At 61.5% G+C, this 18,414-nt stretch carries 14 protein-coding genes; 7 read left to right on the top strand and 7 right to left on the bottom strand.

The window, feature by feature from the left end; translation table 11 throughout:
* Positions 1 to 251 precede the first annotated feature (251 nt).
* Complete coding sequence (purT, locus tag HMPREF3158_RS07550; RefSeq protein WP_070497935.1) at positions 252 to 1,601, top strand: formate-dependent phosphoribosylglycinamide formyltransferase; 1,350 nt, start codon at positions 252 to 254, stop codon at positions 1,599 to 1,601.
* Here the strand turns inward: purT and HMPREF3158_RS07555 are convergent.
* From HMPREF3158_RS07555 to HMPREF3158_RS07565, 3 genes are all read right to left on the bottom strand, one after another.
* Positions 1,598 to 2,068 (bottom strand): GNAT family N-acetyltransferase, encoded by a 471-nt coding sequence (locus HMPREF3158_RS07555; RefSeq protein ID WP_061924843.1) that lies wholly within the window; start codon positions 2,066 to 2,068, stop codon positions 1,598 to 1,600. The two genes, purT and HMPREF3158_RS07555, sit on opposite strands and share 4 nt — an antisense overlap.
* 22 nt (positions 2,069 to 2,090) lie before the next feature.
* Positions 2,091 to 2,948, bottom strand: coding sequence for a PRD domain-containing protein (locus tag HMPREF3158_RS07560; RefSeq protein WP_061924839.1), 858 nt, complete (start codon positions 2,946 to 2,948; stop codon positions 2,091 to 2,093).
* A gap of 68 nt (positions 2,949 to 3,016) precedes the next feature.
* Positions 3,017 to 5,023, bottom strand: a complete 2,007-nt coding sequence (locus HMPREF3158_RS07565) for a glucose PTS transporter subunit IIA (protein ID WP_070497937.1) — start codon at positions 5,021 to 5,023, stop codon at positions 3,017 to 3,019.
* A gap of 412 nt (positions 5,024 to 5,435) precedes the next feature.
* Here HMPREF3158_RS07565 and pta point away from each other — a divergent pair, with 412 nt between their 5' ends.
* From pta to HMPREF3158_RS07580, 3 genes are all read left to right on the top strand, one after another.
* Positions 5,436 to 6,794, top strand: a complete 1,359-nt coding sequence (pta, locus tag HMPREF3158_RS07570) for a phosphate acetyltransferase (protein ID WP_061924832.1) — start codon at positions 5,436 to 5,438, stop codon at positions 6,792 to 6,794.
* On the top strand, positions 6,795 to 8,015 hold the full coding sequence (locus HMPREF3158_RS07575; protein ID WP_061924828.1) for an acetate kinase: 1,221 nt from the start codon (positions 6,795 to 6,797) through the stop codon (positions 8,013 to 8,015).
* A 222-nt stretch (positions 8,016 to 8,237) separates the two neighbouring features.
* The gene (locus tag HMPREF3158_RS07580) at positions 8,238 to 8,996 is read left to right on the top strand and encodes a hypothetical protein (protein ID WP_070455292.1); all 759 of its coding nucleotides are present in this window, start codon (positions 8,238 to 8,240) and stop codon (positions 8,994 to 8,996) included.
* Positions 8,997 to 9,314: 318 nt separating this feature from the next.
* Here the strand turns inward: HMPREF3158_RS07580 and HMPREF3158_RS07585 are convergent, their stop codons facing one another.
* The 3 genes from HMPREF3158_RS07585 to HMPREF3158_RS07595 all read right to left on the bottom strand — a co-directional run bounded on the left by HMPREF3158_RS07585 (position 9,315) and on the right by HMPREF3158_RS07595 (position 14,269).
* Complete coding sequence (locus HMPREF3158_RS07585; RefSeq protein WP_371326202.1) at positions 9,315 to 11,687, bottom strand: serine/threonine protein kinase; 2,373 nt, start codon at positions 11,685 to 11,687, stop codon at positions 9,315 to 9,317.
* Between the two features lie 114 nt (positions 11,688 to 11,801).
* Positions 11,802 to 12,809, bottom strand: coding sequence for a glutamate ABC transporter substrate-binding protein (locus tag HMPREF3158_RS07590; RefSeq protein WP_070497942.1), 1,008 nt, complete (start codon positions 12,807 to 12,809; stop codon positions 11,802 to 11,804).
* Entirely contained in the window at positions 12,809 to 14,269 is a 1,461-nt protein-coding gene (locus HMPREF3158_RS07595) for a hypothetical protein (protein WP_210386635.1), read from the bottom strand. Before HMPREF3158_RS07595 ends, HMPREF3158_RS07590 begins: the two co-directional genes overlap by 1 nt.
* 97 nt (positions 14,270 to 14,366) lie before the next feature.
* Between HMPREF3158_RS07595 and HMPREF3158_RS07600 the strand changes: the two genes are divergently transcribed.
* From HMPREF3158_RS07600 to HMPREF3158_RS07610, 3 genes are read left to right on the top strand one after another with little or no spacing between them, the layout of a single operon-like run.
* Entirely contained in the window at positions 14,367 to 14,876 is a 510-nt protein-coding gene (locus HMPREF3158_RS07600) for an NUDIX domain-containing protein (RefSeq protein ID WP_062044452.1), read from the top strand.
* A gap of 30 nt (positions 14,877 to 14,906) precedes the next feature.
* Positions 14,907 to 15,866 (top strand): ABC transporter ATP-binding protein, encoded by a 960-nt coding sequence (locus tag HMPREF3158_RS07605; RefSeq protein ID WP_061924817.1) that lies wholly within the window; start codon positions 14,907 to 14,909, stop codon positions 15,864 to 15,866.
* Between the two features lie 5 nt (positions 15,867 to 15,871).
* On the top strand, positions 15,872 to 16,648 hold the full coding sequence (locus tag HMPREF3158_RS07610; RefSeq protein ID WP_235597018.1) for an ABC transporter permease: 777 nt from the start codon (positions 15,872 to 15,874) through the stop codon (positions 16,646 to 16,648).
* A 282-nt stretch (positions 16,649 to 16,930) separates the two neighbouring features.
* On the opposite strand, the gene cls is transcribed toward HMPREF3158_RS07610, so the two are convergent.
* Positions 16,931 to 18,400 carry a cardiolipin synthase gene (cls, locus tag HMPREF3158_RS07615; protein WP_070432324.1) on the bottom strand — a complete coding sequence of 490 codons (1,470 nt, stop codon included), beginning with the start codon at positions 18,398 to 18,400 and terminating at the stop codon, positions 16,931 to 16,933.
* Positions 18,401 to 18,414 lie beyond the last annotated feature (14 nt).

Raw genomic sequence — 18,414 nt, forward strand, 5'->3', positions numbered from 1 at the left:
CGTTGCTTAAGTTCGACAAATGCGAGATATCCAATCCGATATCTCGCATTTCTATTGCTGTATCCGTGTTTTTCGGATCACAGTGAGCAGGTTTTGGCGGCGTGGCACTGGTTGCTACAGGGGCATTGGTAATTAGTCTCCTGGCTTAGCTAGATGCATCCGGATATGCCTGCGGAGCTTGATAAGCCTGCGAAAGGCCAGCCTGGCTTTTCGTTAATAAGTCTGTGGGGTTGGTATGCAATAATTCAAGGATGGATATTTCAGGCGACATCGCAGGTCATATAGGTACCCCCCTTACCGGTAACGCCACCAAAGTGCTGCTGCTTGGTGCAGGCGAGCTGGGCAAGCAACTAGTCATTGCCTTCCAGAACTTGGGCCTTGAGGTACACGCCGTCGACCGCTACGCCGGCGCCCCTGCACAACAGCTCGCGCACTTTAGCTACATTGCGGACATCACCGATGAAGCCAAAGTCCTTGAAATCGCCCAGCGCATCCGGCCAGACTATATCGTTCCCGAAGTTGAGGTTGTGGCCGTCGAGGCGCTGTCGCGGCTTGAGTCGGAGACCCCCGCCGTCGTCGTCCCTAGCGCCCGGGCGTGCGAACTGACCCAGTCCCGCCAGACCATCCGTGAGGCGGCCGAAAACATTGGCCTGCCCGTAACCGCATACCGTTTTGCCAGCTCCGCGGAGGAGCTTGCCGAAGCCGTCCATGAGCTCGGCATGCCGTGCATCGTAAAGCCTGACGTGGCAACCTCCGGCAAGGGCCACATGCTGGTCAAGGATGAGGATGATCTCAAAGACGCCTGGAACCTAGTGCGCCGTGTGTCCTCCGATGAAAAGCGCGTCATCGCCGAGCGCTTCGTGGACTTTGACTACGAGGTCACCCTCCTCGCCGTTCGCTCCATCGACCCTGCAACGGGCAAGCTCTGCACCTGGTTCAGTGAGCCCATCGGCCACCGTCACGAGCGCGGCGACCTCATCGAATCCTGGCAGCCGCTGGCCATGAGCGAGACCGCACTTGAGAACGCACGGTCCGTTGCCGCGCGCATCTCCAACGAGCTAGGCGGACGCGGCGTCTACGGCGTCGAGCTCTTCGTCGCCGGCGAGGATGTGTATTTCTCTTCCGTCTCCCCGCGCCCTTCCGATACCGCCATGCTCACCGGTTACACGCAGCGCTTCTCCGAGTTCGAGCTGCACGCCCGCGCCATCCTGGGCTACCCAATCGACGTCACCCTAACCTCGCCCGGCGCCAGCGTCGTGCTGCATGCCGACGCCGCGACTGACGACGTCGCTTATAGCGGCGTTGCAGAGGCCATGGCCTTCGAAGAGACCGACGTCCGTCTCTTTGGCAAGCCCGGTGCCTACGTCGGTCGCCGCATGGGCATGGTGGCAACCACCGCAGAAGACGTCGAGACTGCGCGCGACCGTGCCGCGCTTGCTGCCGCCAAGATCAGCATCAGCCAGACCCCGAACGCGCACGTTGTCGCCAACGCACAGGCCGTGGACCCAGTAGCTAACGATGCCGCCGACATCGATTTCGTTGAGGTCGCTGAGCCCGTCGTAGAGGTCGACCCAGTTCTTAACCGTTCCGCAGACGATTAGCCCTCGCGGCGCAGAATCATCGGCTGGTGGGGGATGCCCTCGTCGTCGAAAAGCGCGCCGCACACCTCAAAACCATAGGTGCCGTAGTAATCCACCAGCGGTGCCTGTGCCTCCAAGTAGACCGGCTGGCCGCTCATTGCCACCGCGGCATACTGCAACGCCGCTTCCATGACCTGCTTGCCTAGCCCCGTGCCGCGAGCTTGTTTATCCAGAGCAAAGCGGCCAAACTGGGCCACCTCCTCGCCATCTAGCGTGGAGGGGAAGACGCGCGCGGTGCCAGCCAGCTGCTGGGTCTCATCATCAATCGCCAGGATATGCACCGTGCTGTCGCGTGCATCCGTATCGTCGATTTCTGCATATGGGCACTGTTGCTCGTGCACGAAGACGTCCACTCGCAACTTATACAGCTCGTGCACCTGCAGCGGGCTGAGGTGGGACAAGTTCGCAGCGGAAATCGTGTAAGTCATGGCACACGATTGTACGTGAGCGTTAGCCCTGTTCGATGTCTTGCGTGGACGCTTTCTGCAGGCGCGCAATGTGCAGCGTCAGGTAGCTGACCTCATCCGCGGTAAGTTCCGTGTCCATGCGCAGCTCGATGAGCTCTGCGATAGTGCGTGAACAGTCTGCTGCCTGCGGGTACTGGGCGTTGATTGCTTCGCCGATTGCGGTGCCCTGCGAGTCCAATTGCGTGTGCTCTGCCATGCGGACGAAGAGATAGCGCAAGTGTGTAATGAAACGCGCGACGGAGATTTCCTCGCTGTTTAGCTTCACTCCGGCATGCTGGCCGATGATGTCGAGCAGCTGCTGGATTAGACCCGTCATGCGGTAGGTGCCAGACAAGTCGCCCACCAAGAACCCCGCATTGACCAAGTGCAAAGTGATGGCAATGGCCTCTGACTCCGCTAGCGGCGTGTGCAGCTGCTCGTTAATTACGCGCAAGAGGCGCTTCGCTAGTTCGAAATCCTCCTGATAGAGGTGGCGCACCTCCGCTTCGAGCGGATAGTTGATGGTGGCGCCGCGTTGGACTGCGGAGTGGACGTGGTCCGCCAATGCGACGACGAGGGTTAGCTTGTTGCGGTAGCTCTCCGGCACCGCGGCCTGATCCATGGCCTCTAGCACCAGCTGGATGAACTCGCCCGGCACGGATGCGAGCATGAGAGCCGAGTGGTCGGGGTCGCGGCCGGAGGCTGGCACGAAAACCTTGACCACCTTGGCAGGGTCCACCTCGTCGCCGGAGCGGGCCTTGAAACCGATCCCGCGCCCGGTAACGATCACTTCCTCTGCTGCGGCACCAGTGCCGCGGCGAGCGAGGATGACGTTGTTATTGAAAACGCGCAGGATCTGCATGAGGCCCGATGATAATAGAACTCATCGGGCCTCATGGAATAGCGCGCCGCATACGCGCCGAAGCGGTTTTAGCGGGTAGCGGTGATGATGGTATCGCCAGCCGTAGCCTTCTTAATTCCGGCCGGAGTTACCTCGGCCAGGGACTTGGTGTTGGTGACTGCTACGACGATGGTGGTGTCGAAACCGGCGGCGCGGACTGCGTCGAAGTCCACGGTGGCTAGCAGATCGCCAGCCCCCACGGTATCGCCCTTCTTAACGGCAGGAGCAAATCCCTCGCCCTTCATCTTCACGGTGTTGATGCCGATGTGGACGAGGACCTCGACGCCGGACTCGGTCTTGATGCCATAAGCGTGGCCGGTCTTCATCGCGCTGACGATGGTGCCCGCAACAGGGGAGTAGACCTTGTCTTCAGCAGGGATGACTCCCACGCCATCGCCCAGCGTGCCGGCAGAAAAGACTGGGTCATCGATCTCGGCCATAGGGACAATCTCGCCCTCTGCAGGGGAGGAGATGTCGGTGACGGTGCCGGCAGCGGCAGCGGCGGCTGCGGCTGCGGGCTCGGCCGGGGCGTCGGCAAGCGGTGCGTTCTTCTCCTCTGCGGCTGCGGCCTTGAGCGCTGCGCGCTCTTCCGGGGAGCGGTAGTCAGTGATGTAGACCGCCAGGAAGGCCACGACGAATGCCACAGCAATGGCGATGGCGTACTTGGCCATCGGGGTAAACACAGAGATGGTGAGCAGGGAGGTGAAGACGAAGGCATCCGTGGTGATGCCGTTGGAGCCCAGGGTCAAAAGTGCCACGGTCAGGCCACCGGCAAAGCAGCCCACCAGCATGCGCGGGTAGATGCGCTTGTAACGCAGGTGAATGCCGTAGAGAGAAGGCTCGGAGACGCCGCCCAGCAGGCCCGCAACCAATGCGGAGCCGGCGGTCTGACGCATCACGGTGTCTTTGTCGCGGATGGACAGTGCCAGCACGGCGGCGGTGGCGCCGAAGCAGGCGAAGTTCCAAGCACCCATTGGGCCCTGGATGAAGTCATAGCCCAAGGTCTGGATGTTTACCAGCATCAAGGCGTTCAGTGGCCAGTGCAGACCCAGCGGAACCAGGAACGGGTAGATCATCGGGATAGCCAGGGCGAAGACGAATGGAACGTTGTCATTCATCCAGGACAGGCCGGCGCCGATGCCGTTACCGGCCCATACGCCGAACGGGCCGATGAGAAATGCCGTGAGAGGGATGACGATGAGCATGGTGAAGAACGGGACGAACACCATGTGCAGAGCAGAAGGAATGATCTTCTGGAAGAAGCGGTAGACCAGCGCTGCCACAAAAGCCATCATCAACGGCACGAAGACATTGCCGCCGTACCCCGGAAGCTGCATGGTCATGCCGAAGATAGGAATGGAGCACTGCTCGCTGCCCAACGTATCGTTGACCACGCACTGGACGGCAGGGTTCTCAGAAAGGCCCAAGAACTCCGGAGTCAGCAGGGCGGCCATGATGGCGCCCGGGACCCATGGGTCGATGCGCAGCTTCTTGCCGGCGTTGTAGGCCACCATCAGCGGCAGGAAGTAGAAGACGGAGCGCCACATGGCGTCGACGAAGAACCACGAGGCGGGCTTGTCCTCGGCGCGGAAGTCGACGATTCCGAATGCGTCGAGGATCGACGCGAAGGCGATAATCAGCGAGGCGCCAAGCAACACACCCAGAATTGGTCGGAAAGAATCGGACAAGTACTCGAAGAACTCGTCCATAAAAGGAACCTTGCCCTTCGCCTTCGAGCGGGCCGCGGCTTTGATGTCCGCATCCGAAGCGCCGCCGCCTTTCATCTCCGGCAAAGCGTTGATCTCGTCGTAGACGGTAGCGACGTCGCCACCGATAACTACCTGGTAATTTGAGCCGCCTTGCGGCACGGCGCCGAGCACCTTGGGGATGGCGTCGAGCGCTTCCTTGTCGGCTTTCGAGGCGTCGTTAAGCTGGAAGCGCAGGCGGGTGGCGCAGTGCGTGAAAGAGGCAATGTTTTGCGCGCCGCCGATGCCATCCAGGATGGCCTCAGCTGTAGAGCGCGTTTGCGTCGACATGAGATTTCCTTTCGAACTTCTTACCGGGCGCAATGCAGTTCGCGACGTCCCTGGGGCCTACCCAGGAGGCTAAAAACTACAAAAGACCCAGGAAGCTGGGTCTTTGAATTTCACAGTTCAGTGGAATGCGCAGCGCGCACAGCATCCTAGGTCTTGCCCGAAGTAACAATCCTTATAAATTCAACCTACTCTGCGGCTCTCACTCTGAGCAATTTATGTGACTCACCACACTACTTTTCCGGGCGGCTGGGCGATTGGAGGTTCCTAAATGTGTTTTAGATTGCACTAAGCCTTTTTAAAACGGCTAAATTCGGACATCTCCAGTATGGTGAAGAGGTCACTGTATGTTGTGCCTCGTGACGCGCAACACACAACATCGTCTACTCTTTGGAAAGAGAAAGGCTAGCAGTAAATGTCTTCACAGAACTCCGCACTCGTGAGCGTCATTGGCCGTGGTTTTGACGGCCTCGATATCGCCTCCCTGGCAACCGACCTCGGCGCGACCTTCGCGCAGCTCGATGACCTGGGCACCACCCTGGACCAGATTCTGGTCACCGTTCCAGAAGGCGACGTCGTGTTGCAGGGCACGGGTGTGATGGACTTTGATGCCAAGGCCGCAGCGGCCCTGGGCATCCCGTTCGTTCTGATTTCCAACGCTCCGCAGCGAACCTCCGACCTGGCCCTTGCACATGCCCGTTCCCTGGGCGCTGAGGTAGTAGGCGCGTTTACCGACGTCGCGTCTGTCCCCGGTGCGCTCGCGGCCATCGAGTCCGTCGCGCCGGTCATGAGCGCGGAGGTCTTCCAGAAGCAGCTGCTCGACCAGGCCCGTGCCGCCGGTGCACACATCGTTCTGCCGGAAGGCGAGGATGACCGCATTATCGAGGCAGCCGGAGCGCTTATGGCGGGCAAGGTGGCGAAGCTGACCATCCTGGGTGATGAGGCGGACGTCGCCAAGCGTGCGGAGCTCCTCGGCGTGGATCTCACCGGCGTAGACGTCATTGACCACCTGAACTCCCCGCTGGCAGAGGAGTTCGCGGCCGACTTCGCGGAGCTGCGCAAGAAGAAGGGCGTTACCCTCGAGCAGGCGCGCGAGACCATGAAGGATGTTTCCTACTTTGCCACCATGATGGTGCACAAGGGCCTGGCAGACGGCATGGTTTCCGGCGCTGCGCACACCACCGCGCACACGATTAAGCCTTCCTTCCAGATCATCAAGACCGCGCCTGGTGCATCCGTTGTTTCCTCCATCTTTTTGATGGTGATGCGCGGACGCCTGTGGGCTTTCGGTGACTGCGCGGTCAACCCGAACCCGACCGCCGAGCAGCTGGGTGAAATCGCCGTGGTTTCTGCGAAGACCGCAGCGCAGTTCGGCATCGACCCACGCGTGGCCATGCTGTCTTACTCCACCGGCACCTCTGGCTCCGGCCCGGACGTCGACCGTGCAGTTGCTGCTGTTGAGGCTGCCCGCGGTATCGATTCCTCCGTCAAGGTGGATGGCCCGCTGCAGTTCGACGCCGCTTGTGACCCAGGCGTTGCTGCCAAGAAGGCACCGGAGTCCGAGGTGGCTGGACAGGCAAACGTCTTCATCTTCCCGGACCTGGAGGCGGGCAACATCGGCTACAAGACCGCCCAGCGTACCGGCGGCGCACTGGCAGTCGGCCCGATTCTGCAGGGCCTGAACAAGCCGGTCAACGACCTTTCCCGCGGCGCTACCGTTCCGGACATCATCAACACCGTCGCAATCACGGCTATCCAGGCAGGAGTCAAGTAAATGGCCTACGTACTCGTTCTTAACTCAGGATCTTCCTCAGTCAAGTTCCAGCTGGTTGACCCAGCAGGCAAGGCTACCGACGCCCCGCTGGTCTCCGGCCTTGTGGAGCAGGTCGGCGAGCCGATGGGTGCCGTCACCGTCAAGACTGGTGGCGAGGAATACAAGGAAGAGCTGGAGATTCCTACCCACTCTTTCGGCCTGGAGCGCGCGTTCGACATTATGCATCAGCACAATGTCGGCCCGATGGACGTTGAGGTCATCGCCGTGGGCCACCGCGTTGTGCACGGCGGCCGCCTCTTCTCCGATCCACAGCTGATTACGGACCAGATTGAGTCCATGATTGAGGACCTCATCCCGCTGGCTCCGCTGCACAACCCGGCCAACCTGGACGGCATTCGCGTGGCTCGCAAGATGCTGCCGAACATTCCGCACGTGGCCGTGTTCGATACCGCGTTCTTCAACACCCTGCCGCCGGCTGCTGCGCTTTACGCCATCAACAACGAGGTGGCCTCCAAGTACGACATCCGTCGCTATGGCTTCCACGGCACCTCCCACGAGTTCGTCTCCCAGCAGGTTCCGCGCCTTCTGGATAAGGACCCGAAGCGCGTCAACCAGATCACGCTGCATCTGGGCAACGGTGCTTCGGCAGCAGCAATCCGCCATGGCCGCCCGATTGACACCTCGATGGGCCTTACCCCGCTGGCTGGTCTGGCAATGGGTACCCGTTCTGGTGACATTGACCCGGGCATCATCTTCCACCTCTCCCGCCAGGCGGGCATGTCTATCGATGAGATTGACAACCTGCTCAACAAGCAATCCGGTGTGAAGGGCATTTCTGGCGTCAACGACTTCCGTGTGCTGCGTGAGCGCATCGAAGCCGAGGACCAGGATGCATGGCTGGCATACAACATCTACATCCACCAGCTGCGCCGCTTCATCGGCTCGTACATGATTGCGCTAGGCCGCCTGGATGCGATCACCTTCACCGCGGGTGTGGGCGAAAATGACACTGAGGTGCGTCAGGATTCGCTGTTCAACCTGGGAATGTATGGCATCCACTTTGATAAGGAAGCAAACCTTGTGCGCTCGAAGGAGCCGCGCATGATTTCCACGCCGGACTCGCCGGTCAAGGTCTTCGTGGTGCCGACCAACGAGGAGCTGGCTATCGCACAGAAGTCCGCTGAAATCGCCGATATGGCGCGTGAGGCGGGGCTGTACTAGTCCGCGTTTGGAAGGGGCCAACCTGGTGGTTGGCCCCTTCGTCGCGATGAGTTATCCACAGATTTGACCTGTTGCGCCAATTCCCTCTTGCGCTAGTACTGGCCCGGCTAGTGGACTAGCCCTATGGAACAATTCGGGGGAGTAGTAGAAGGGCAGTCGCTTCCTTGGCATGAAGAGCAGCTGGCGCGGTGTTTGCGGGCGGGCCATTGTGCTAGGCGGGCTGTGCTCGTGGGAGTTTCGGCGGCGCGGGTGCATGGGTTGTGGGTCCTTCCGCCGCGGTGCGGCGAGGAGCCGGTGACGCTCGCTCTGCGCTCTGGCGTTATGCCGCCGCGGAGAGACTGGGGCCACGGCCGAAGTTACAAGAAGATGCGTCTGCCAGATTCTATGGTCGAGAAGGCGCAGGGCGTTCGCGTGACGTCTGCTTTGCGCGCCGCGTTGGATGTCGCGCGCTTCGAAGGCTGGATTCGCGGCTTCGTGGCACTCGAATCATGGTTCCGGATGCATCCTGAACTCGATGTCGAGGCTGCTAAGGCTATGGCTATGGATTGCCTCGAAACTATGGGGCGGGTCAAAGATATCGCTGAAGCACGTCGAGCTATATCGCTTCTCTCTGGTCAATGCGAGTCGCCCTACGAGGCATTATGTATCGCGTTATTGGCACACGCAAAGATGGGTCATTCCATCCAACAGCAAGTCTGGGTGATTCCCAGTGTTCGAGTTGATGTTCTGATTGATGGTTGGCTGGTATTGGAAATTGATGGAGCCGTGAAGTATGACGGCGAAACCTATGGCTCGGATACCCGGCGGGTAATCGTGGAAGAGCGTCGCCGCGAGGTGCGATTGCAGAATGCCGGCTACACGGTATTCCGTGTGACTTCGACTGAGCTGTTTCATCAGCCGCAGAAGTTCCTCGCAGATTTGCGGGCAACTTGGGTGTCTGGCCGTGAGCGGGGACTGCAGCAAGTGGTGCGCCAGGCGTAGGCGCTTCCTCTCACCAGGGTCCTCACCATTTGCAGGTGGTTGGCCTAGATGGTGAGGTCGAGCTGTAACTACTGTGACTGGCGCTGTCTGCTGGGGCTGGTGATCACTCACCTCACCATGTGGTCCTCACCATTTGGGCTGAGGCACGACGCGAATAGTCAAATGGTGAGGTCGCGATGTGGCTAGTGGAGTCAGTGTTCATGGTTGGGGCTAGTGATGGCTATTGAGGTGACGTTCGGGACGGTTGACCTCACCATTTGGAAGGGCAGACATGGCGGAAGGCAGAGCCATCGAGGGGAGCCGCGGAGGCGGACCAGGCTAAAAGTTGGTCACCGGCCGCACCTGGTTCGCCAGGTCCACCAGCGCGTAGCGGTGCCGCGCGAAGGGCGCCTGCCGAGCCAGGGCGCGCAGAGTATCGGCCAAGCCATAGCGTAAGCCGCGCTGCGTGAAGGCGAACTCGAAGAGGTCATTCGGAGAGGCCGCCGCATCGAGGTCACAGTCGCGGAGGAAGTTCAGGCCCGCGGAGATGACTGCCGCCTTGACCTGCAAGAATCGCGGCTCATTTTGCGGGATCTCCTCCAGACGGCGGGCAGCGCGGCGGATACGAGATTCGGAAAGATCGTGCAGTACCAGTTGCAAAATGGTGGTCAGCCGGGCCATGCGGTAGTGGCGCGAGGCGTTGGGCACGCGATCTAGCGTCGTCACGGCCAGCTCCACCTGCTGCTCCGAGCGCAGCTGGCGGGCCAGGCCGAAAGCGGATGAGACCGTGGTCGGGTAGGTGGCCCACACGATTCCGTACAGACGCATCGAGTTAAAACGCAGGTGAGCCGGGTCATCGGTGACGTGATCCCAGATTCCTCGATCGTCGGTAAACAGTTCGTTCGGCAGCTCGTCCAGGCTGGTAGTGAGGTTCGCACAAGCCCGCGCGATGGCAGGATCGATGAGCGAGACTTCGTTGTAGCCCAGCTGCTGCAAGATGAGCTCGTTAATCGCCGCGATAGCCAGCTTCGGCGCCGGCTCGCCCGGCAGTAGGTTGAGGACGTTCGCGAAGTGCACTTGGGCGGCGCGATAGTCGTCGAGAAGCAGCACGGCGACGCCGGAGTACCACTGGAAGCGCCAATCGTTTCCGAGCTTGTCCTCAATCGAGGCGAGCCATTCGCGGGCCTGGCCGGTATAACCCAGGTCGATCATGGAACGCACCACGCCGAGCGGGATTTCTGCGGATTCCTCGTACTCCGGGGCCTGCATGGCCTGACGCAGCGTTTCGAGGGCTTCCTGCGGCTCCGTGTAGGAAGCACCCTGCAGGAGCGCGGCGCCCACGTCGGAGCGGTCCACCAGGGGCGCCGGCAGCGCCGAGACCACCTCGGAGGCGGTGATGCGCACGGTGCGGTCGATGCCGTCAATCAGCTGGTCCGTGCGAAAGACCAGGTGCTTGGTGCCGAAGGTCGTACGCTGTGGGGAAAACAGCGAGTGCTGCGAGGGATGCTGAACGCCATCGCGCAGGGCGATGACCTCGCGGAGCACACCAAAGAGCTGGTCCCGCAGCTGCGATACGCTCTGAAAGCGCTTGGCCGGATCTGGGTCCGTGGCGCGCAGCAGCAGCCGGTAGAAGGAGAGGTAGCGGCGCAGCAGCGGCTCCTCGGCAGGGGAGGGCAGTCCGGGTAAGTAGACGCCGTCTTCCTGCGGCAGATGGAAGGTCAGGCAGGCCAGCGTGCGGCCGATGGTGTAGATATCGGAGGCTACCGAGGGGCCATCCTTGGCAATCTCCGGGGCTTGGAAGCCCTTCGTGCCGTAGATGTGCCCGAAGGCGCCGATGCCGGAGACCGCGCCAAGGTCAATCAGCTTGACCTGGTCCTCGGTGATGATGATGTTCGAAGGCTTTAAGTCGTTGTAGACCACCCCGCGCGCATGGAGATAGTCCAGCGCCGGCAGCAGCTCCAAGATGTAGGCAATCGCGGTATCGACCGGGAACAGGCGGTCTGCCTGGTCGTTGCGCCGCTGTTTGAGCGAGGGGCCGCCCACGTACTCCATTACGATGAAGCCGCCGTCCACGCGGGGGTCATCGATGAAGTTGAAAATCTTCACGATTCCCGGGTGCGTAATATCCGCCAGGAACTCGCGCTCGACCTCTGCGGTGGCGGTCTCGTCTGATGACTTTTCCGCCTGCATGCCCTTGAGCACCACGATGCGCCCGGAGACGAAGTGGTCATTAGCCAGGTAAATCCAGCCCAGACCGCCGTGGGCAATAACGCCCAGAATTTCGTACTGACCTGCCACGATATCGCCGGGAGAAAGCTGCGGCGGGGCAACCTTCTCCTTTGCGGGGTCGATGAGCGCCGCCGTAGGGTTGCGCGGCACGATGAAAGGCAAGCGCGCCATGCCGTCGGCCACCTCGCGGTCGGTGCGCTTGGCCGCACGCCGCTGGCGGAAGGTATCGATGGCCGCGCGCCGCGAGCGCTGCGAGGCATCCTCCTGCTTGCGGCGGTCACGCAGCTGCCCCAGCTCCGCAATCAGGGCGCCGATATTATCCGGGTCGTTGAAGTCGCTGTCCGCATCCGCGCCGTCCTCGTCCGCGAAGGGGTCGAAGGCCACGGCCGAGGTACCCTCCTCATCTGCAAACGGGTCGAAGGGCACTGCTTGGGTGGCATCATGCGCCGCGCTAGCCGACGCCGCACTGGACGCCGTGTGCATCGCCGCCGCCGTCGCTTGATCGTCCGCGTGCTCGCTGGGCTCTTCCAGCTTCTCCGGCTCCAAGTGGTCGAGCTCGTCCTCGCTGAAGCTATGGCCTTGAGTAGGGCTCAACGCTTATGCCTCCTCATCGTCTAGGTAGTCAGGGCTGCCCAAAGCCGGCTTGGCCAGGTAGTCACCGAGCCAGCGATCAAAAAGCTTGTCCCAGGTGCCGTCGCTGTGGATGCGCTCCAGGGTGGAATTGACCTGGCGCAGCAGCGGCCGCGAATCATGGGTGGAATCGGGCTTGCGCACGGCCACGCCGTAGTCCTCCGTGGTCAGCGGCTCGCCGACGATCGAGGTATAGGAATCTTGGGCCACCATGCCCGAGAGGAGGGCGTCGTCAGCCACCACGCCGTCGACCTGGTTGAGCTGCAGCGCCATGAGGCAGTCTCCCCAGGCACGGGTCTGCAGGATATTCGCGGTGGAGGCCTCACGGCGGATGGTGTCCACGATGGTGGAGCCCTGGACCGCGCACAGCGTCTTGCCGGCGGTGTCATCGATGGAGCGGATGCCGGAGCTAGTCAGCACCAAAAGACGGGTCTTGGTGGTCATATACGGCGCGGAGAACGCAACCTCACGCTGACGCTCGGCGCTAATGGACATCGTGCGAATGACAATATCCACGCTTTCATCGTTGAGCGCTCTCGTGCGCTCTGAGGACTCGACGAAGCGGAAGTCCACCTTGTCTGGGTCGCCGAAGATATCGCGGGCAATCTCGCGTGCGATATCCACCTCAAAACCACGTACCTCGCCCGTGGCGGTGTCGCGGTAGCTCATCAGGTTATTGGAGCGGTCCACGCCGACGATGATGCGCCCGCGCTTATAAATGGCAGGAATTCTTTCCTTCGCGCTCTTGCCGTCCGGTTTGTAGGTGCCCTTCAGCGGCGCGTCCAATACCGGCCGGGGCTCGGCGCTGCCGGCGGGCTCGAAAATGGAGTTATCGGGAAGGGGAGGGCCCGCCTCCGCGTCTAAGGAAGCGCGCGGAATCCTCTCTTCCTCGCTGCCTAAGTCGGGGACACCGCAGGAGGCGGCACACAGGGCGGCCGCAGATAAGACGGCTAGAAGGCGAGTGGAATGAGCCATTAGAGGTACTCCTGGAGTCGCGGACGAATACCCAACCAGACGGCGATGATAGCGCCCATGGTCAGCAAGAATACGGCCGTGGCCACCATGGTCATCGCGTTGAGGCCTTCTTCCAGATAGGAGCGCATGGCCACGCGCGCCTCGCCGATGAGCTCCGCCAGCGCGGAATCCACGTCGTTGAAGGAGCTCGCGGTGGTCGGAGCGCCATCCGGGGTAATCGCCGTGGCTTCGTGGATAGCGTCGTCATAGTGGCCGTCGGCAAGCGCGTTCATGAAGACCTCGTGCGAGGCCTCCCATTCTTTGGTGGCGCTTTGTGCGGCTGGCAGGAGGGCGGGATCGGTGACGGGAATGTCGTTGTCGGCAAGCGCGGCTTCGTAGTCCTCGAGGGCCTGGTTGATGGAATAGACCGTCGAGCCAAAGCGCACCGTCATGTCGGACTCGGAGGAGCGCAGGACCAGCGCCAGGGTCTCCGAGGTGCGGGTCTGCTGGGCCTCAATCCGGGAGGCGGTGAGCGAGTCCCACGGACGGGAGACCGTCTCGAAGCTGTGATAGCCGGAGCTCCAGGTGGCGAAGTTCGCCATCGCGGCCCAGGAAAGCGCCAGGAAGAGCAGCACGCTGGCGGCCAAGAAGCCACGGTTGAAGCGGCGGCGCGTCAGGCGCCACAGCCACCACTGCGCGACAAAGAGGAAGAAAAGCGCCGCCACTAAGCCGGAAAGCGGGACCCACTGGGGGCTGGTCAGGCGCTGCTGTTGCTCCTTGACCTTGGCCGTGGTGAGTGAGAAAAGCTCGGCGGCCGCGGGCAGGATCTTGTCACTCATCAGCGAAGAGGCGTTGGACATATACGAGTTCGCCACCGCATTGCCCGCGCGGTGGTTGGTTCGCGCCTTTTCCACCAGGGCGGTATAGACGGGCAGCTCGCGCTGGATAAAGGTGACCAGCTCGCGAATGCGGGCGTCGTTAGTGTTGGTGCCCAAAACGGACTCGGTGGCCGCCACGGAGGCAGCGTCGATGGCCTTGTTATAGCGCTTGCGGTTGATCTCGGAGTCCACGCCCGCCTGGACGAAGCCCGTGGTGGCGACGGTATCCGCCAGCGAAAGGTTGGTGTAGAGGTGGTGCGCCGCGTTAGACATCGGCTCGGTGGAATTGAGCAGCTCGTCCAAGGCCTCGTGGCGGCTGGCGGAAGTATTCGACATCGACAAGCCGGCGGCGGCGAGCGCCACCGTCAGAATCACAGTGACGGTAAAAAGCTTGCCTGGGGTAGTGGCCGCGAAGTGGTAGAGACGGCGGGCCAACCGCGCCGGGCCAGCGAAGGAGTTCATGGCCAGCTGCGTGGCGTTGTTGAAGGCCGGGGTAGCGGGCTCGGTGACTTCGTCGAGCCAGTGATCGCCTGGATGCGCTTCGTGCGCGGCCGGATGCTCGCTGGGACGTGCGGCAGCATCCTCCAACCCTGTGCCAGTCATTCCCATAGAATAGCGCAGTTCCGCGCCGCTTTGGTGATGCACGCCACCGCTGTGCGCTGTCGCTGCACGCTGTCGCATGCAGCGAGAGGATCGTAGGATGGGCGCCATGAAGCAAGGAGAGCACATAAGTGGCGATGGCTGGGCAGCCGGCCCGGGCGGGATAAAGCTATGGGGCAAGTTTGGCGCGGCCGGGCTTTTCCTCCTTGCCGGCGAGCGCGTGCTGCTCCAGCACCGTGCGGAGTGGACCAACCACGGCGGCACCTGGGGCATTCCCGGCGGCGCGCGGGATTTCCACGAAAGCGCCGTTGCGGCTGCACTGCGAGAAACGCAGGAGGAATGCGCCATCGCGCCTGCCGACGTCCTGGTGCTCGGCGAGCGCGTCACCGCCGGGCCCTATCCCGCAGTGGGCGAGCTGCCCGGCAACTGGACCTATACCACCGTCATCGCACGCACCCGTGGCGATGAGCCGTTGGACGTTATTGCCAACGAGGAGTCCAACGAGCTGCGCTGGGTGCACCTCGACGAGGTGGAAAATTTACCTCTGTTGGGGGCATTTCGTGAGGCCATCCCCTCCTTGCGGGCCTTTATTGCGGGCCAACCTCGGTGAGGAGGCTGAAACTATGGCACCCTTGACAGCATGATTGAAGTTGAGGGACTGACGAAACAATATAAGTCTGTCCGCGCAGTAGACGACCTCACCTTTAAGGTGGAGCCAGGCATCGTGACCGGCTTTCTAGGTCCGAACGGTGCGGGCAAGTCGACGACCATGCGCATGATTCTGGGCCTGGATACCCCCACGGCGGGTCAGGCCCGTATTAACGGCAAGGCCTACCGCGAGTTGAAGAGCCCGCTGCGGGAGGTCGGCGCGCTGCTCGACGCCAAGGCCGTGCACCCGAACCGCACCGCGGCCAACCACCTGAAGTGGATGGCGCAGTCCAACGGCATTCCTACTTCCCGCGTGGACGAGGTGCTGGGGCTGGTTGGGCTTTCCGACGTCGCCGGTAAGAAGGCCGGCGGCTTCTCCCTCGGCATGGGCCAGCGCCTCGGCCTGGCCGGCGCCCTGCTGGGTGACCCGGGAATCCTCATCCTGGACGAGCCGGTCAACGGCCTCGACCCAGAAGGTATTCGCTGGGTTCGCTCCTTGGTCCGCGCGCTCGCGGCAGAGGGCCGTACCGTCTTGATTTCCTCCCACCTGTTGTCGGAGATGTCCATGACCGCAGACCACCTCGTGGTCATCGGCCGTGGCCGCCTAGTGGCTAGCCAGTCCACCTATGACTTTGTAAAGCAGCACTCGGATTCCTCAGTCATCGTGCGCTCCGATCACCTCGAAGAGTTCGGCGGCGCGCTGCGTGAGGCCAACGTGGCTTATACAGACGGCAGCGACGAGGAAGGTCGCAAGACCCTCATCATCAATGACGTCAGCACCGATTTCATCGGCCAGCTGGCATATTCCACAGGCGTTCCGCTCAACGAGCTTAGCCTGAAGCGCGCTTCGCTGGAGGATGCGTTCATGCGCATGACCGGCGAGGACGTGCAGTACCACGCCAGCACCCCAGGTGCTGGGCAGCCGAACCAGCCTAACCAGCCTGCCGCATAGGAGGAATGCTAAAAGTGATTATCAATACCCTCCGCGCCGAGTGGACCAAGCTGCGCACCACCAAGTCCTTCTACTGGACCACCGGCCTGATTTTTCTCCTGTCCTTCCTGTGGGCGCTGTTCAACGGTCTCAACGCTGAGATGGACCCAGCGATGCCGATTAGCCCGCTTACTGCCGAGGGCATGAACTCCATCCTGCTGATGCTGGGCATCCCGATCATCATGATCCAGGCCATCATGATCGTGACCACCGAATACCGCTTCGGACTGCAGTCCACGGTCTTCATGGCGAACCCGAATCGCTCCATCGTCGCGCTGGTCAAGCTCCTGATGTACGCGGTTATTGCGGCGGTCATCCTGTTTCTGGCGCTGGTGCTGATTTACTTTGTCTCGGACCTTTCCGCATCCAAGGAAATCGCGGACATCTACAAGCCTTTCGAAGAAGACGGCGGCAAGCGCGCACTGTGGCTCTTACCTCTGCTGGGCTTTATGGTCGTGATCTTTGTGCAGGGCTTGGGCTGGCTGCTGCGCCAGACCGCTGGCACCGTGGCACTGTCCCTGATTCTCTACCTGGGCATTGAGAACGTCGTGCGCCTGCTGCCGAAGGTCGGCGACGACCTCATCCCCTACATGCCATTTTCCGCCTTCGGCAACTGGGCTTCGGACACTGTGCCGGAAAACGTCCCATGGGACTCCTCGGCGGGAAGCGCCATCGTCTTCATCGTTTGGGCGGTAGCGCTGTGGATCCTCGGCGTCTTCGTGCTTGAAAAGCGAGACGCATGATCTCTTGGCCACTCCTGGCTACATTGGCGCTGTTGTCTTCAACAGCGCCTTTTGTCACTCGTCGCCATTTGCAGCGTGCTTCCTCACCATTTGGCTATCTACCCAGGGCTGAAAACCCAGACCTCCTGTTCGTGGATCGCTGCGCTTGCCGACGCCCCTCATTCCAGCAGAGAGCTGCATTTCCAGGTCTGGGTATTTAGTGGGGAAGGGGCCAAACGCGACGGGAGCGCAGGCAGTGTGCGGGGGAGGGCGGCCCAGGCGGCGCTGACGGTGCCGGTGGCGCTATTGCAGCGCCGAGGTCAGGCGCATCACGTTGTCCATGTAACGGCGCACGAAGCCGCGCTCGTTCCATTCCTCCAAGGTCAGCTCATGGCACACCGCGCGGTAGTTGCTAGCAAGCTGGTTAAACTCCGCCAATAAGTTGCCCTTGGCCACCAGCATCGTGGATTCGTAGTTCAAACCGAAAGAACGCATGTCCATATTCGAGGAGCCGAACATGCACAGCGGGTGGCGGCCCGGCTCGTCTGGGTCCGTCATGATGAACTTCGAATGCAGCACGAAAGGCTCTGGGAATTGGAAGATCCGCACCCCTGCCTCCAAAAGTGCCTGGTAGTAGGAGGACTGCGCGTGGTTGACCATGAACTGGTCCGCCTTGGCCGAGACATAAAGCTCCACGTCCACGCCGCGATAGCAGGCAGTGGTGACCGCCTCCATCAAAGATTCATCGGGCACGAAATAAGGCGAAACCATTACCAGGCGGTCTTTGGCGTGGTGCACCAGTGAGTTGAACATGCGCAGGTTCGGCTCCGTGGTGTAACCCGGGCCGGACGGGATGAGCTGGAGGAAGTTGGAGTCCTCGGTATCCGCGTCGTCGTAAGGCAGCGGCTCCAAAGAAAGTGCTTCTTCTGATTCCAGGTACCAGTCCACCGCAAAGACCGCCGACATGGAGGTGACCACCGGGCCGGTGAGCTCTACCATGTAGTCCACCCAGTAGCGGTCCTTGGTGCGGTAGCTGCGCTTAATCATGTTCATCGAGCCCAGAAAGCCCGTTTGGCCGTCGATGATGACCAATTTGCGGTGGTTGCGCAGGTCAGGACGGCGGAAACGAAGCTTGTGCAGCTGCAGCGGCAGCATCAAGCGCCAGTCGACGCCGATCGCGCTAAGGCGCCGGCCGAATTTCCAATAGCCGTGGTACTTCAGGCTGCCAATCTGGTCTAAAAGCAGCTTGACTTCCACGCCCCGCGAGCGGGCGCGTTTGAGAGCCTGGTAGAAGACATCGGTGGCCTCGTCCCAGGATTGGATATAAATCTCGATGTAGACGTACTTCTCGGCGCGGTCGACGGCGCTGGAAATCGCGCGTATTGCCTCGTCGTAGTCGGCGTAAATGCCACGATTGTGGCCCACGAGCGCCGGGAAACCCGTCAGATTGCGATTGAGCGCAATGACGGATTCCACCTCCGGAGAAAGCCTGCCCAGCGGATGATTCGGCGTACTCGCCGTGACGTCTTCCATCAGGTCATGGGCCTCCTGCTGGATGCGGTGGCGGCGGCGATTGATATATGGCGAGCCCATCAGCAAAAACAGCGGCAGGCCCACGATGGGCAGCAGCAAAATAGCCAGCAGCCAGGCCGTGGAGCTCGAGGGTCGGCGGCCTTCGGGCACAAATCCGATGGCCAAGATTTTGATGCCGTAGTCCAAGATGAGGAAAAACAGCTGCCAGAAAGAAAGATCGATGTTTAGTGAGAAGTCCATGCCCCGGTAGGTGC

Origin of the sequence: Corynebacterium sp. HMSC06G04, assembly GCF_001807365.1 — a bacterium.
Lineage (GTDB): Bacteria > Actinomycetota > Actinomycetes > Mycobacteriales > Mycobacteriaceae > Corynebacterium > Corynebacterium simulans.

What these genes read in the sequence shown, in the direction of transcription:
- purT (WP_070497935.1), top strand. Translation starts at nt 252, where the DNA reads ATGGATATTTCAGGCGACATCGCAGGTCATATAGGTACCCCCCTTACC.
- HMPREF3158_RS07555 (WP_061924843.1), bottom strand. Translation starts at nt 2,068, where the DNA reads ATGACTTACACGATTTCCGCTGCGAACTTGTCCCACCTCAGCCCGCTG.
- HMPREF3158_RS07560 (WP_061924839.1), bottom strand. Translation starts at nt 2,948, where the DNA reads ATGCAGATCCTGCGCGTTTTCAATAACAACGTCATCCTCGCTCGCCGC.
- HMPREF3158_RS07565 (WP_070497937.1), bottom strand. Translation starts at nt 5,023, where the DNA reads ATGTCGACGCAAACGCGCTCTACAGCTGAGGCCATCCTGGATGGCATC.
- pta (WP_061924832.1), top strand. Translation starts at nt 5,436, where the DNA reads ATGTCTTCACAGAACTCCGCACTCGTGAGCGTCATTGGCCGTGGTTTT.
- HMPREF3158_RS07575 (WP_061924828.1), top strand. Translation starts at nt 6,795, where the DNA reads ATGGCCTACGTACTCGTTCTTAACTCAGGATCTTCCTCAGTCAAGTTC.
- HMPREF3158_RS07585 (WP_371326202.1), bottom strand. Translation starts at nt 11,687, where the DNA reads ATGCACACGGCGTCCAGTGCGGCGTCGGCTAGCGCGGCGCATGATGCC.
- HMPREF3158_RS07590 (WP_070497942.1), bottom strand. Translation starts at nt 12,809, where the DNA reads ATGGCTCATTCCACTCGCCTTCTAGCCGTCTTATCTGCGGCCGCCCTG.
- HMPREF3158_RS07595 (WP_210386635.1), bottom strand. Translation starts at nt 14,269, where the DNA reads ATGACTGGCACAGGGTTGGAGGATGCTGCCGCACGTCCCAGCGAGCAT.
- HMPREF3158_RS07600 (WP_062044452.1), top strand. Translation starts at nt 14,367, where the DNA reads ATGGGCGCCATGAAGCAAGGAGAGCACATAAGTGGCGATGGCTGGGCA.
- HMPREF3158_RS07605 (WP_061924817.1), top strand. Translation starts at nt 14,907, where the DNA reads ATGATTGAAGTTGAGGGACTGACGAAACAATATAAGTCTGTCCGCGCA.
- HMPREF3158_RS07610 (WP_235597018.1), top strand. Translation starts at nt 15,872, where the DNA reads ATGCTAAAAGTGATTATCAATACCCTCCGCGCCGAGTGGACCAAGCTG.
- cls (WP_070432324.1), bottom strand. Translation starts at nt 18,400, where the DNA reads ATGGACTTCTCACTAAACATCGATCTTTCTTTCTGGCAGCTGTTTTTC.